Raw genomic sequence first — 13501 nt, 5'->3', positions numbered from 1 at the left:
CAAGGAGCCGTGGATTCATGACCCTGGCGGTCCGAGTCATCCCCTGCCTGGACGTCGACAACGGCCGGGTCGTCAAGGGCGTCAACTTCCAGAACCTGCGCGACGCCGGTGACCCGGTGGAGATGGCGAAGGTCTACGACGCCGAAGGCGCCGACGAGCTGACCTTCCTGGACATCACCGCCTCCTCCGGCGACCGGGAGACTACCTACGACGTGGTGCGGCGCACCGCCGAGCAGGTGTTCATCCCGCTCACCGTGGGCGGCGGCGTCCGCACCGCCGAGGACGTGGACAAGCTGCTGCGGGCCGGCGCGGACAAGGTGGGCGTCAACACGGCGGCCATCGCCCGGCCGGAGCTGATCCGCGAGATCGCCGAGCGGTTCGGGCGTCAGGTGCTGGTCCTGTCGGTCGACGCGCGGCGCACCGAGGGCGGGTCCTTCGAGGTCACCACCCACGGAGGCCGCCGGGGCACCGGCATCGACGCCGTCGAGTGGGCGCACCGGGCGGCGGAGCTGGGGGCGGGGGAGATCCTCCTCAACTCCATGGACGCCGACGGCACCAAGGACGGCTACGACCTGGAGATGCTCGCCGCCGTCCGCAAGCACGTCACGGTTCCGGTGATCGCCTCCGGCGGCGCGGGCCGCCTGGAGCACTTCGCCCCCGCCGTCGAGGCGGGCGCCGACGCGGTCCTCGCCGCGAGCGTCTTCCACTTCGGCGACCTCCGCATCGGCGACGTCAAGACCGCCCTGCGGGACGCGGGCCACCCGATCCGCTGACGCCGCGGCCTCCGGTGTCCGGGGTCCGGCTTCCGGTGTCCGGCCCTCGGAGTCCGGCCTTCGGAGTCCGGCCGTGGGAGTCCGGCTTGCGGGACGGTTCGGGCCCGGCCGAACCGTCCCGGCCCTAGCGTCACGGGCATGACCCACACCACGCACACCTTCGACCGGGCCGCGGACGTCCACGCGGCGCTCGCCGACCCGGCCCTCGTCCCGGACCCGCCTGCCGCGGCCGACGGCCACCGGACCGGCGGAAGCGTCCCCTGGCTGCGCGCCGCGTCCGCCCGCTTCAGCACGGGCGCGACGCACCGGCGGCGCCGCGCCCTGGTGGAGGCGGAGCTGGCCCGGCTGGACCAGGGCGCACTCCACCGGGCGGCGGCCGGGACCGAGGCCGGGGGCGGGCTCCGGGAGCGCGTGGTGCGGGCCCTCGCCGAGGCGATGGGCCTGCCGGAGCCCGAGGCGGTCGCCCGTGACGTGACCCTGGTGGCCGCCGTCTGGTTCGGCGGCGAGGACCCGGCCGCCGACGCGGCCGTGGCCCGTCTCGTGTCCCCGACGGACCCCGACGGCGCGGACGCCCCCGCCCTGGAGGCCACCGCGAACCGCATCGGCCTCCTCGTGCAGGCCTGCGCCGCGACCGCCACCCTGGTGGAGTCCGCCGCCGCGCAGGAGACCGCCGCGCTGGAGTGCGCCGCCGTGGAGTCCACCGCGCAGAAGGCCGCCACCCCGGAGGCCGCTGCCGTGGGGGCCGCCGTGACCGTGCCTCTCGCCCGTGTTCTGCGGGAGACGCCGCCGGTTCCGGCGCTCCGTCGCGTCGCGGACCGCGCCACCCACCTCGGCGGCCGTGCGATCGCCGAGGGCGACGTGGTGCTGCTGGACGTCGTGACCGCCCAGCGCGGGCATCCCGCGCCCCTGACGTTCGGCGCGTCCCCGCGCGTCTGCCCGGGCCGCGCCCACGCCCTCGCGCTCGCCGAGGGCCTGCTGGGCCGCCCGCGGACCCCCTTCGCGGCCCTGCACCACCGGGCCGCCCCGCTGCTGCTCCCCAACGCCTGGGACTACGCCTCCGCCGCCGCCCTGGCGGCCGAGGGCTTCCCGGCGATCGGCACCACCAGCCTGGGTGTGGCCGCGGCCGCCGGACTGCCGGACGGCGCCGCCGCCACCGCCGAGGACACCCTCGCCCTCGCCCGCCGCCTCGGCCGGGGCTCGTTCCTCTTCTCCGTCGACGCGGAAGGCGGCTTCAGCGACGACCCCGCGGAGGTGGCCGAGCTCGCCCGCAGGCTGCACGAGGCCGGCGCCGCGGGGATCAACCTGGAGGACGGCCGCCCCGACGGAACCCTCGCCCCGGCCGCCGCGCACGCCGCGAAGATCGCCGCCGTCAAGGCCGCCGTGCCCGGCCTCTTCGTCAACGCGCGCACCGACACCCACTGGCTCGGACGCCAGGAGGACGAGACCGCCGCACGCCTCGCGGCCTACGAACAGGCGGGCGCGGACGGGGTGTTCGTCCCCGGACTGGCCGACCCGGAGCGGATCGCCGCCCTGGCGGCGGGCGTCGTCGTCCCGCTGAACATCCTCCACACCCCGACCGGACCCACCCTCGCCGAGCTCGCCGCGCTGGGCGTGCGCAGGGTCAGCCTCGGCTCGCTGCTCTACCGCACCGCGCTCGCCGCGGCCGTGACCGCGGCGACCGCCGTCCGCGACGGCGGCCCCGCGGGCCTCACCGCCCTCTCCTACGCGCGGACCCAGGCCCTCGGCGCCACCGGCGGAACCCCGTAGGAGGGGCAGCCGGGGGAGCCGGCCGCCGGTTCAGAGCCCCAGGTCGCCCGAGGCCCGCAGCTTGGCGGCGGCGTCCGGGTCCCCGTCCAGGGCGACGTCGGCGACCCGCTGCCGGCCCCAGGCGAACAGCAGCAGCTCGGAGGGCTCGCCGGTGACCGTCACCACCGGCGCGCTCCGGTTCGCCACCGCGGTCCGCCCGTCGGGGCGCCGCAGCACCAGTCCGACCGGGGACCGCCGCCCCGCCAGCCGGGCCATCCGCTCCAGCCGGCTCCACAGGGTGTCCTGGAACACCGGGTCCAGCTCCCGCGGCGTCCAGTCGGCCGCCGCCCGCCGCACGTCCTCGGTGTGGACGTAGAACTCCACCGTGTTCGCGGCCTCGTCCACCTGCTTCAGCGAGAACGGCGACATCCGCGGCGGCCCGGTGCGGATCAGCTGGATCAGTTCCTCGTACGGCTTCGCGGCGAACTCCGCGCGGACCCGCTCCAGCCGGTCGGCCAGCGCCTTGATCAGTATCCCGCCCGCCGCGTCCGCGCGGCGCTCGCGCACCACCACGTGCGCCGCCAGGTCGCGGGCCGTCCATCCCTCGCACAACGTGGGCGCCTCGGGCCCCACCGTCTCCAACAGGTCGGCCAGGAGCAGCCGTTCACGCTTGGCAAACGTCGACATGCCCCCACCCTACGGGGGCCCGGCCCCGCCGGACAGGACGCGAGGCCGGGTCCGGCCCCCGGACACCGCGCCGCCCCCGCGACACGAGGCGGCAGAATGGACCCCATGAGCAGCAGCGCCACCCCCGAACCCACCCCCGAGCCCACCCCCGGCCCCTCCGGCCGCCTCGACCCCGCCGTCGCCGCCCGCCTCCGGCGCACCGCGGACGGCCTGGTCCCCGCCATCGCCCAGCAGTACGACACCGGCGAGGTGCTGATGCTCGGCTGGATGGACGACGAGGCGCTGCGCCGCACCCTCACCACCGGCCGCTGCACCTACTGGTCGCGCAGCCGGCAGGAGTACTGGGTCAAGGGCGACACCTCCGGCCACGTCCAGCACGTGAAGTCCGTCGCCCTGGACTGCGACGGCGACACCCTCCTGGTCCGCGTGGACCAGGTCGGCGCCGCCTGCCACACCGGCGACCGCACCTGCTTCGACGCCGACGTCCTGCTCAAGGAGGAAGACACCCGGGCGGGGGCCGCCGCGGATCAGTAGGGTCCACGGCCATGGACCTCGAGACGTTCCGCACCCTCGCCACGGACCGGCGTGTCATCCCGGTCACCCGCAAGCTCCTCGCCGACGGCGACACACCGCTCGCGCTCTACCGCAAGCTGGCCGCCGAACGCCCCGGCACCTTCCTGCTGGAGTCCGCGGAGAACGGCCGCTCCTGGTCCCGGTACTCCTTCGTCGGCGTCCGCAGCGACGCCACCCTCACCGAACGGGACGGCGCGGCCCACTGGATCGGCCCGCCGCCCGTCGGCGTCCCCGAGGACGGCGACCCGCTGGCCGTGCTGCGGGAGACCGTGGAGACCCTGCACACCCCCCGCCAGGAAGGACTGCCGCCGTTCACCGGCGGCATGGTCGGCTACCTCGGCTACGACATCGTGCGCCGCCTGGAGCGCATCGGCCCCGGCGAGCGCGACGACCTGAAGCTGCCCGAGCTGACCATGCTGCTCACCAGCGACCTCGCCGTCCTCGACCACCAGGACGGCACCGTCCTGCTGATCGCCAACGCCATCAACCACAACGACCTCGACACCGGCGTCGACGAGGCCTACGCCGACGCCGTCGCCCGGCTCGACGTCATGGAGGCGGACCTCGCCCGCCCCCTCGCCCAGCCGCCCGTCGCCCTGCCCGACGCCGCCCTGCCCGAGTACACCGCGCTGTGGGGCGGCGCGGACTACCGGAAGGCGGTCGAGGACATCAAGGAACGCATCCGGGCCGGCGACGCCTTCCAGGTGGTGCCCTCGCAGCGGTTCGAGACGCCCTGCACGGCGAGCGCCCTGGACGTCTACCGGGTGCTGCGCGCCACCAACCCGTCGCCGTACATGTACCTCTTCCGGTTCGACGGCTTCGACGTGGTCGGCTCCAGCCCCGAGGCGCTGGTCAAGGTGGTGGACGGCCGGGCCGTGCTGCACCCCATCGCCGGCACCCGGCACCGCGGCGCCACCCCCCAGGAGGACCAGGCGCTCGCCGAGGAACTGCTCGCCGACCCCAAGGAGCGCGCCGAGCACCTGATGCTGGTCGACCTCGGGCGCAACGACCTCGGCCGGGTCTGCGAGCCGGGCTCCGTGGAGGTCGTCGACTTCATGTCGATCGAGCGCTACTCGCACGTCATGCACATCGTCTCCACCGTCACCGGCCGGGTCGCCCCCGGCCGCACCGCGTTCGACGTGCTCACCGCCTGCTTCCCGGCCGGCACCCTCTCCGGCGCCCCCAAGCCCAGCGCGCTGCGGATCATCGACGAGCTGGAGCCCTCCCGACGCGGCCTGTACGGCGGCTGCGTCGGCTACCTGGACTTCGCCGGGGACTCCGACACCGCCATCGCCATCCGCACCGCCCTGCTGCGCGACGGCACGGCCTTCGTCCAGGCGGGCGCGGGCGTGGTCGCCGACTCCGACCCGGTGGCGGAGGACACCGAGTGCCGCAACAAGGCGGCGGCCGTGCTGCGGGCCGTCCACAGCGCCAACCGGCTCGGCGCACGAGGGTGATGTCGCTCTCACCTCGGCCCCGCGCGGCCCACCCGGGTGATGCCCGGGGGCCGCGCGGGGCCATAGTGGAACGGTGACCTCCAGCGCTGACTCCCGTCCCGAAACCGCAGCGACCGCCCGCCCGGGCCGTCGCAGCCTCGCCGCCGCCCTGCTCAGCGGCGCCCTCGGCGCGACCGTGGCGCTGCTCGCCAGCCGGCAGACCTGGGCGGAGGGCTCCGCGGAGGTGGCCGGCGGCGCCTTTCCGCTGACCGCCACCGGCAGCGACGTCACCGGCGCCCCCGCCGCGCTCGCCATAGTGGGCCTGGCCGCGCTGGTCGCCGTCTTCGCGGTGCGCCGCGCCGGGCGGGTCCTGGTCGCCGCCCTGCTCGCCCTGTGCGGCGCCGGCACGCTGGCCGCCGCCCTGCTCGGCGCCTCCGACCGGGGCGCGCTGGACGACAAGGCCGCCCTGGTCTCCGGCGACGCCTCCGCCGCCGTGTCCGGACTGAGCCACACCTCCTGGCCGTACGTCGCCGCCCTGGGCGGCGCGCTGATCCTGACGGCCGGACTGCTCGCGCTCTGGCGCGGCAGCCGCTGGCCCGGCATGTCCTCCCGCTACGAGCGCGGCGCCGGCGTTCCCCGCCCCCGGCGGGCGGGCGGCGCGGCGGCGCCCGCCGCTCCCGAGCGCCCGGAGGACCTCTGGAAGGCCCTGGACCGCGGCGAGGACCCCACCGGGGCCTGACCAGCCGTACCCCGGCACGCGCCCCACGGCACGGGTGGGGAAGAATGGGACCGAGCGCCCCGCTCACCACACGTACACGCGTCAACGAGGAGCAAGTCATGGCGGGCAGCAACCACGGTCACACCCCGGCCGCCTGGACCGGCGTCATCATCGCCTTCGTCGGGTTCTGCGTAGCATCCGTCTTCATCGTCATGGCCCAGCCGGTCGGCTTCTGGATCGGCATCGGCATCACGCTGCTCGGCGCTGTCGTCGGTGGCCTGATGCGGCGCGCGGGCCTCGGCCAGCCGGAGCACGTCCACCCGGTGCACAAGGTCACCGAGAACGCCTGAGCCGCCGGAGCCGCGCGGCGGCGCCGCGGCCCGTCGTCGGCACCCTCGTCGACACCGCCGATCAGGGGCGGCCCGGAGCTCCGGGCCGCCCCTGACGCGTCCCCGCCCCGCGCCGGGGCCCCGCGCGCGGCACAATGCCCGGGTGACCACCGGGACCCCGCCCCCCAGCACGCCGCCCGCCGCCGGCCCGCCCGCCGCGCCGCCCGCGCCGGTGTCCGCCGCGCAGCCCGCCGAGCCGTCCGCCGTGCCCGGTGGGCCGCCGCCGTCCCCGCCGTCCCCGCCGTCCCCGACGCCCCCGACGCCGCTGTGGCGGCGCCTGGCGGCCCCCGCGGCCGTGCTCGGCGCCGTCGTCGGGGCCTTCGCCTACGTCGGGACCGTCGACCCCAACGAGCCGGGGCACTACCCGGCCTGCCCGCTGCTCAGCGTCACCGGGCTGTACTGCCCCGGCTGCGGCGGACTGCGCAGCGCCCACGCCTTCGTGCACGGCGAGCCGGCCGTCGCGCTGCAGGCCAACGCCCCCGCCGTCGTGGGATACCTGCTGTTCGCCGTCGTGTGGACCGTGTGGACGGTGCGCGCGGCCCGCGGGCTGCCCGTGCGGTTCGAGGCCCGGCCGGCCCACCTCTGGGCGTTCGGCGCCGTGCTCGCCGTGTTCACCGTCGTCCGGAACCTCCCGTTCGGGGCCTGGCTGCACCCCTGAGGGCACCCGTGCACACCTGAGGGGTTCGGCCGGAAAACGTCCAGCCAGTGGGACCGGTCGCCGCCGGATGCGGGCAGGACGGCCGCCTGCGGATACCATCGCAAGTGACCATCGGTATCGAACGGAACCGACCACCGTCACGGAAGGGGGCCGCTCGCGTGAGTGTGCTCGACGAGATCATCGACGGCGTGCGGGCCGACCTCGCGGAACGGCAGGCGCGCGTCGGCCTCGACGAGCTCAAGGAGCGCGCGGCCAAGGCCCCCACCGCCAAGGACGGCGTGGCCGCCCTGCGGGGCGACGGCGTCAAGGTCATCTGCGAGGTCAAGCGGTCCAGCCCCTCCAAGGGCGCGCTGGCCGCCATCGCCGACCCGGCCGGCCTCGCCGCCGACTACGAGGCGGGCGGCGCCGCCGTCATCTCGGTGCTCACCGAGAAGCACCGCTTCGGCGGGTCGCTGGCGGACCTCGAGGCCGTCCGCGCCCGGGTGGACATCCCGGTCCTCCGCAAGGACTTCATCGTCACGGCCTACCAGCTCTGGGAGGCCCGTGCCCACGGCGCCGACCTGGCGCTGCTGATCGTTGCCGCCCTGGAGCAGTCCGCCCTGGAGTCGCTGATCGAGCGGGCCGAGTCCATCGGGCTCACCCCGCTGGTCGAGGCGCACGACGAGGACGAGGTCGAGCGCGCGGTGGACGCCGGCGCCAAGATCATCGGTGTCAACGCCCGCAACCTCAAGACCCTCGAGGTGGACCGCTCGACCATCGAACGAGTGCTGCCGGAGATCCCCCCGCACATCGTCAAGGTCGCCGAGTCCGGAGTCCGCGGTCCGCACGACCTGATCGCCTACGCCAACGCCGGCGCCGACGCCGTGCTGGTGGGCGAGTCGCTGGTGATCGGCAAGGATCCCAGAGCCGCGGTGGCCGACCTGGTGGCCGCGGGCGAGCACCCCGCCATCCGGCACGGGCGCGCCTGAGGGAGCCCCACGTGACGTCCGCCGAGCCGCTGCCGACCGAGGGCCGGGCACCCGTGGGTGCCTGCCCGGCGGTGCGCGCCGCCACGGCGCCCCCGGGCCCGGCAGGCCTCCCGGAGGAGCCCGGCGAGGGGCGCTTCGCCCGCCTGGCCCGCGGCTGCAAGCCGCGCGGCTGCCGGGCGCCCGCCCGGCGGGTGCGCGGCCGGCGCGTCCGGTACGTCATCGGGGACGAGCCGGGGCAGGTGAACGGGATGCGATGGCGCGGGGGCAGGCCCCCACGTCCGTCAGACATCCGTGACCACCTGTGAGGTAATCCTTCGATGTCCAGTCAGTTCTTCGTGCCCGATCCCGAGGGGCACGTTCCCAGCGCCGCCGGCTACTTCGGCGACTTCGGCGGCAAGTTCATCCCGGAGGCGCTGGTCGCCGCCGTCGACGAGGTCGCCGTCGAGTACGAGAAGGCCAAGGCGGACCCCGAGTTCGCCCGTGGGCTCGACGACCTGCTGGTGCACTACACCGGCCGTCCCAGCGCCCTGACCGAGGTGCCCCGCTTCGCCGGACACGCCGGCGGCGCGCGCGTCTTCCTCAAGCGCGAGGACCTCAACCACACCGGCTCGCACAAGATCAACAACGTGCTGGGCCAGGCCCTGCTGACCAGGCGCATGGGCAAGACCCGAGTCATCGCCGAGACCGGCGCCGGCCAGCACGGCGTGGCCACCGCCACCGCCTGCGCCCTGTTCGGCCTCGACTGCACCATCTACATGGGCGAGATCGACACGCAGCGCCAGGCGCTCAACGTCGCCCGGATGCGCATGCTGGGCGCCGAGGTGATCGCCGTGAAGTCCGGCAGCCGCACCCTCAAGGACGCCATCAACGAGGCGTTCCGCGACTGGGTCGCCAACGTCGACACCACCCACTACCTCTTCGGCACGGTCGCCGGACCGCACCCCTTCCCGGCGATGGTCCGCGACTTCCACCGCGTCATCGGCGTCGAGGCCCGCCGGCAGCTCCTGGAGACCGCCGGGCGCCTGCCCGACGCCGCGGTCGCCTGCGTCGGCGGCGGCTCCAACGCCATCGGCCTCTTCCACGCCTTCATCCCCGACGAGGGCGTCCGCCTGATCGGCTGCGAACCGGCCGGCCACGGCCTGGAGACCGGCGAGCACGCGGCCACCCTCACCGCCGGCGAGCCCGGCATCCTGCACGGCTCCCGCTCCTACGTCCTCCAGGACGAGGAGGGCCAGATCACCGAGCCGTACTCCATCTCGGCGGGCCTCGACTACCCCGGCATCGGCCCCGAGCACGCCTACCTCAAGGACAGCGGCCGCGGCGAGTACCGCGCGGTCACCGACGACGCGGCCATGCGGGCGCTGCGCCTGCTCTCCCGCACCGAGGGCATCATCCCGGCGATCGAGTCCGCGCACGCCCTGGCCGGCGCGCTCGAGGTCGGCCGCGAACTGGGCCCCGACGGCCTGATCGTGGTCAACCTGTCCGGCCGCGGCGACAAGGACATGGACACCGCCGCCCGGTACTTCGGGCTGTACGACACCGACGCGGCGGTCGCCGCCGACGAGGCCGGCGACGGCGCGGAGATCGAGGGGGACGCGAAGTGACCGGCAACCGACAGCTCCTGAGCGACACCCTCGCCGCCGCGAAGGCCGAGGGCCGGTCCGCCCTCATCGCCTACCTCCCGGCGGGCTTCCCCACCGTGGACGGCGGCATCGACGCGATCAAGGCCGTCTTCGACGGCGGCGCCGACGTGGTCGAGGTCGGCCTCCCGCACAGCGACCCGGTCCTCGACGGCCCGGTCATCCAGACCGCCGACGACATCGCGCTGCGCGGCGGCGTGAAGATCGCCGACGTGATGCGCACGGTCCGCGAGGCGCACGAGGCCACCGGGAAGCCGGTGCTGGTGATGACCTACTGGAACCCCGTCGACCGGTACGGCGTCGAGCGGTTCACCGCCGAGCTCGCCGAGGCCGGCGGCGCGGGCTGCATCCTGCCCGACCTGCCGGTCCAGGAGTCCGCGCTCTGGAGGGAACACGCCGACAAGCACGAGCTGGCCACGGTCTTCGTGGTCGCGCCGTCCAGCAAGGACGCGCGGCTGAAGGAGATCACCGCGGCCGGCAGCGGCTTCGTCTACGCGGCCTCGCTGATGGGCGTCACCGGCACCCGCGCGTCCGTCGGCGCGCAGGCCCAGGACCTGGTGCGGCGCACCCGCGCCACCACCGACCTGCCGGTCTGCGTCGGGCTCGGCGTCTCCAACCGCGCCCAGGCCGCCGAGGTGGCGGGCTTCGCCGACGGCGTGATCGTCGGCTCGGCCTTCGTCCAGCGGATGCTCGACACCGCCGGTGACGGCGCGGAGGCCACGGCCGCCCGCCGGGAGGCCGTCCGGGCCCTCGCCGCCGACCTCGCGGAAGGCGTCCGCGGCCGGGCGTAGCGCACGAGGGGCCCGCCGGGCGGTCAGCGGAGACACGCTGCTCACTCGAACGGGTGGACCTGGGACCGGGGAGGCGCGCAGCGCCTCCCCGGTTCGTTCAGCCCCATGTGAGTGAGAAGAACCGAGAGGGAAAGCGCAGCGCCCGCCAGCGCCTGGCGATGGAGCGCGAGAAGCAGAAGGCCGCGGAGAAGCGCCGCCGTGCCCTGATCGTCGGCGCGGCCGTGGTCTGCGTCCTCGGTCTCGCGGCGGTGATCGGCGTGGTCGCCGCCAACTCGGGCGGGGACACCAGCGACGCCGAGGGGCCCGCCGTCGCACCCTCCGGGGCGGGCGGCGAGAAGAAGCTGGCCATCCCGGTCGGCCGGGCCGACGCGCCCTCCACCCTCGTCGTCTACGAGGACTTCCGCTGCCCGGCCTGCAAGGCCTTCGAGACGGCCTACCGCTCCACCATCGAGGAGCTGACCGAGGCGGGCTCCCTCAAGGCGGAGTACCACCTGGTCACCCTGATCGACGGCAACCTCGGCGGCAGCGGCTCGCTGCGCTCCGCCAACGCCGCGGCCTGCGCCCAGGACGCGGGGAAGTTCCCCGGCTACCACAACGTCCTCTTCGACAACCAGCCCGAAGAGGCGGACGACGCCTTCGCCGACAACAAGAAGCTGATCGACCTGGCCGGCGAGGTCGAGGGCCTCGACACCGCGGCCTTCCGCACCTGCGTCGACGAGGGCACCCACGACAGCTGGGTCCGCGACGCCGACGAGGCCTTCCGCGGCGGCGGCTTCAGCGGCACGCCGACGGTCCTGCTCAACGGCAAGAACATCTACGAGGACCGCTCGATGACGCCCGCCAAGTTCCAGCAGATGGTGGAGGCGCAGGCCGGCCGGTAGCCGTTCCCGGTTCCGGCCCCGTTATGGAGCCGTAGCCGGGCCGCCCGCCCTCCCGGCGGCCCGGCACGGTAGCGTCGTCCCTGCCATGGAACTTGCCTACATTCCCAGCCCGTCGCGCGGGGTGCTGTACCTCGGTCCCGTCCCGCTGCGCGGCTACGCGTTCTGCATCATCCTCGGCGTCTTCGTCGCCATCTGGCTCGGCAACCGGCGCTGGGTCGCCCGGGGCGGGCGGCCGGGCACGGTCGCCGACGTCGCGGTGTGGGCCGTGCCGTTCGGCCTGATCGGCGGTCGCCTGTACCACGTGATCACGGACTACCAGCTGTACTTCGGCGCGGGCCGTGACTGGGTGGACGCCTTCAAGGTGTGGGAGGGCGGCCTCGGCATCTGGGGCGCGATCGCCTTCGGCGCGGTCGGCGCCTGGATCGGCGCCCGGCGGATGGGCATCCCGCTGCCGGCCTACGCCGACGCCGTGGCGCCCGGCATCGCCCTCGCCCAGGCCATCGGCCGCTGGGGCAACTGGTTCAACCAGGAGCTGTACGGGCGGGAGACGGACCTTCCGTGGGCGGTCCACATCACCTCCTCCCTCGACGGCCGCGTCCCCGGCTACTACCACCCGACCTTCCTCTACGAGTCGCTGTGGTGCATCGGCGTCGCGCTGCTGGTGATCTGGGCGGACCGCCGGTTCAAGCTCGGGCACGGGCGGGCGTTCGCGCTGTACGTCGCCGCGTACTGCGCGGGCCGGTTCTGGATCGAGTACATGCGGGTCGACGAGGCCCACGAGATCCTGGGGCTGCGGCTCAACAACTGGACCTCGATCGTGGTGTTCCTCCTGGCGGTCCTCTACTTCGTCCTCTCGGCCCGCAAGCGGCCGGGGCGGGAGGCGGTCGTGGAACCGCGGGCGGAGGACGACACCGAGGCGGCCGAGGGCGACGTCTCCGGCGACCCCGGTGACAGCGGTGACACCGGTGACGCGGACCTCGCCGGCGCCACCGAGGCGTCCCGGGCCGACGCGGACGACACCGCGGCCGACCCCACCCGGGCCAAGGGCAAGTAACAGGCCACTCACGCGCGACGACGGCGCCGCGCCCCGGATTCCGGGGCGCGGCGCCGTCGTTTTCGCGTGCCGGCGGCGCCGTCGTTCTCCGTGTCCGCGGCGCCGTCGTTCCGGGGTCCGTGTCAGGAGGGCCGCCCGCACGGCGCCGGGCAAGTGGATGGGCTATCCGTTCGTGCTAGCCTTCCTGGCAATGGAAACGGATGATGGATCCGTTTCTCAAGGGGTGGAGGAACGCATGGCGAAGACAGCGGTGGTCACGGCCGGCACGGGAGGCATCGGCCTGGAGACGGCGCTCGGGCTGGCCGGGGCGGGCTTCGCCGTCACGGTGGTCGGACGGGACGCGGGCCGGGGAGCCGCGGCGGTCGAGCGGATCGACGCGGCGCACCCGGCGCGCCCCGCGCGGTTCCTGGCCGCCGACCTCGCCTCGCTCGACCAGGTCCGTGAGCTGGCCGACCGGATCGCCGCCGGTCACGCCGCGTCGGGGGAGCCGCTGACGGTGCTGGTCAACAACGTCGGCGCGATGTTCGCCGAGCGGCGGCACGTCGACGGCGTCGAGGCGTCGTTCGTCGTCAACCACCTCTCGCCCTACCTGCTCACCGAGCTGCTGCTGCCCACGCTGACCGCCGGGGCGCCGAGCCGGATCGTGAACGTGACCTCCGGCGCGGTCGGCGTCGCCAAGCGGGTGTTCGACGCCGTCGAGCCGCCGGGCGGCTACTACGGCTTCCACTGGTACGGGCGCGCCAAGCTGGCCAACCTCGCACACACCCTCGACCTGGCGAGGCGGCTGGACGGCACGGGCGTCTCGGTCCTCGCCGCCGATCCCGGAGGCGCGGCGACCGGCATGACCGACGGCACCCTCGTCCCGGCGGTCGTCTCCCCGCCGCTGCGCCTGCTGTGGCCGCTGGTGCGCCGCCGGTTCGAGCGGTCCACGGCCGGGACCGCCGCCGCGGCGGCCAGGTCCTCGATCGCCGCCGCCACCGACCCGGCGTTGAGCGGCCGGACCGGACTCGTCATCGGCCCCGATGCCAGGCCGGTCGCGCCGTTCCGCGCGGCGACCGACCCGCGCATCGTCGAGGCCGTGCGCCGGCTCGGCGAGACCCACGCCCCCACGGCGTCCGCGAGGCCCGGGGCATGAGCGTCCGCGGGCGGCCTCCCCGGCCAGGAGGGTGACCGGCGCCGCCTATCAT

Annotated in this window: 14 protein-coding genes; 13 read left to right on the top strand and 1 reads right to left on the bottom strand. The window is 75.1% G+C overall.

Going from position 1 to position 13501, the window contains the following annotated elements; all coding sequences use genetic code 11:
- Positions 1-17 precede the first annotated feature (17 nt).
- The gene (gene hisF, locus ABZ836_RS02680) at positions 18-773 is read left to right on the top strand and encodes an imidazole glycerol phosphate synthase subunit HisF (RefSeq protein ID WP_356130887.1); all 756 of its coding nucleotides are present in this window, start codon (positions 18-20) and stop codon (positions 771-773) included.
- Between the two features lie 138 nt (positions 774-911).
- Entirely contained in the window at positions 912-2540 is a 1629-nt protein-coding gene (locus ABZ836_RS02675) for an isocitrate lyase/phosphoenolpyruvate mutase family protein (protein WP_361138618.1), read from the top strand.
- Positions 2541-2570: 30 nt separating this feature from the next.
- Here the strand turns inward: ABZ836_RS02675 and ABZ836_RS02670 are convergent, their stop codons facing one another.
- Positions 2571-3206, bottom strand: a complete 636-nt coding sequence (locus ABZ836_RS02670; protein WP_361138615.1) for a TIGR03085 family metal-binding protein — start codon at positions 3204-3206, stop codon at positions 2571-2573.
- Positions 3207-3311: 105 nt separating this feature from the next.
- Between ABZ836_RS02670 and hisI the strand changes: the two genes are divergently transcribed.
- From hisI to ABZ836_RS02615, 11 genes are all read left to right on the top strand, one after another.
- Positions 3312-3740, top strand: coding sequence for a phosphoribosyl-AMP cyclohydrolase (gene hisI, locus ABZ836_RS02665; RefSeq protein WP_361138612.1), 429 nt, complete (start codon positions 3312-3314; stop codon positions 3738-3740).
- A gap of 11 nt (positions 3741-3751) precedes the next feature.
- On the top strand, positions 3752-5236 hold the full coding sequence (locus ABZ836_RS02660) for an anthranilate synthase component I (protein WP_361138609.1): 1485 nt from the start codon (positions 3752-3754) through the stop codon (positions 5234-5236).
- A 73-nt stretch (positions 5237-5309) separates the two neighbouring features.
- Complete coding sequence (locus ABZ836_RS02655) at positions 5310-5954, top strand: TIGR02234 family membrane protein (RefSeq protein ID WP_356130897.1); 645 nt, start codon at positions 5310-5312, stop codon at positions 5952-5954.
- Positions 5955-6052: 98 nt separating this feature from the next.
- Positions 6053-6283, top strand: coding sequence for an HGxxPAAW family protein (locus ABZ836_RS02650; RefSeq protein WP_356130898.1), 231 nt, complete (start codon positions 6053-6055; stop codon positions 6281-6283).
- Positions 6284-6587: 304 nt separating this feature from the next.
- Positions 6588-6980, top strand: a complete 393-nt coding sequence (locus ABZ836_RS02645; protein WP_361139313.1) for a DUF2752 domain-containing protein — start codon at positions 6588-6590, stop codon at positions 6978-6980.
- Positions 6981-7138: 158 nt separating this feature from the next.
- Complete coding sequence (gene trpC, locus ABZ836_RS02640; RefSeq protein WP_361138605.1) at positions 7139-7948, top strand: indole-3-glycerol phosphate synthase TrpC; 810 nt, start codon at positions 7139-7141, stop codon at positions 7946-7948.
- 317 nt (positions 7949-8265) lie between these two features.
- Positions 8266-9552: a tryptophan synthase subunit beta gene (trpB, locus tag ABZ836_RS02635; protein WP_361138602.1), complete on the top strand. Its 1287-nt coding sequence runs from the start codon at positions 8266-8268 to the stop codon at positions 9550-9552.
- Entirely contained in the window at positions 9549-10379 is an 831-nt protein-coding gene (gene trpA / locus ABZ836_RS02630; RefSeq protein WP_361138599.1) for a tryptophan synthase subunit alpha, read from the top strand. The genes trpB and trpA overlap by 4 nt, the downstream gene beginning before the upstream one ends.
- A gap of 107 nt (positions 10380-10486) precedes the next feature.
- Positions 10487-11260 (top strand): thioredoxin domain-containing protein, encoded by a 774-nt coding sequence (locus tag ABZ836_RS02625; RefSeq protein WP_361138596.1) that lies wholly within the window; start codon positions 10487-10489, stop codon positions 11258-11260.
- A gap of 85 nt (positions 11261-11345) precedes the next feature.
- Entirely contained in the window at positions 11346-12314 is a 969-nt protein-coding gene (gene lgt / locus ABZ836_RS02620) for a prolipoprotein diacylglyceryl transferase (RefSeq protein ID WP_361138593.1), read from the top strand.
- 235 nt (positions 12315-12549) lie between these two features.
- A complete protein-coding gene (locus tag ABZ836_RS02615; RefSeq protein WP_356130910.1) occupies positions 12550-13449 on the top strand; it encodes an SDR family NAD(P)-dependent oxidoreductase in 900 nt (299 codons plus the stop codon).
- Positions 13450-13501 lie beyond the last annotated feature (52 nt).

Source organism: Streptomyces sp. NPDC047130 (assembly GCF_040643475.1).
GTDB lineage: Bacteria > Actinomycetota > Actinomycetes > Streptomycetales > Streptomycetaceae > Streptomyces.
The sequence above is the reverse complement of the archived record's forward strand: the minus strand, read 5'-3'. Positions and strand labels throughout refer to the sequence as shown.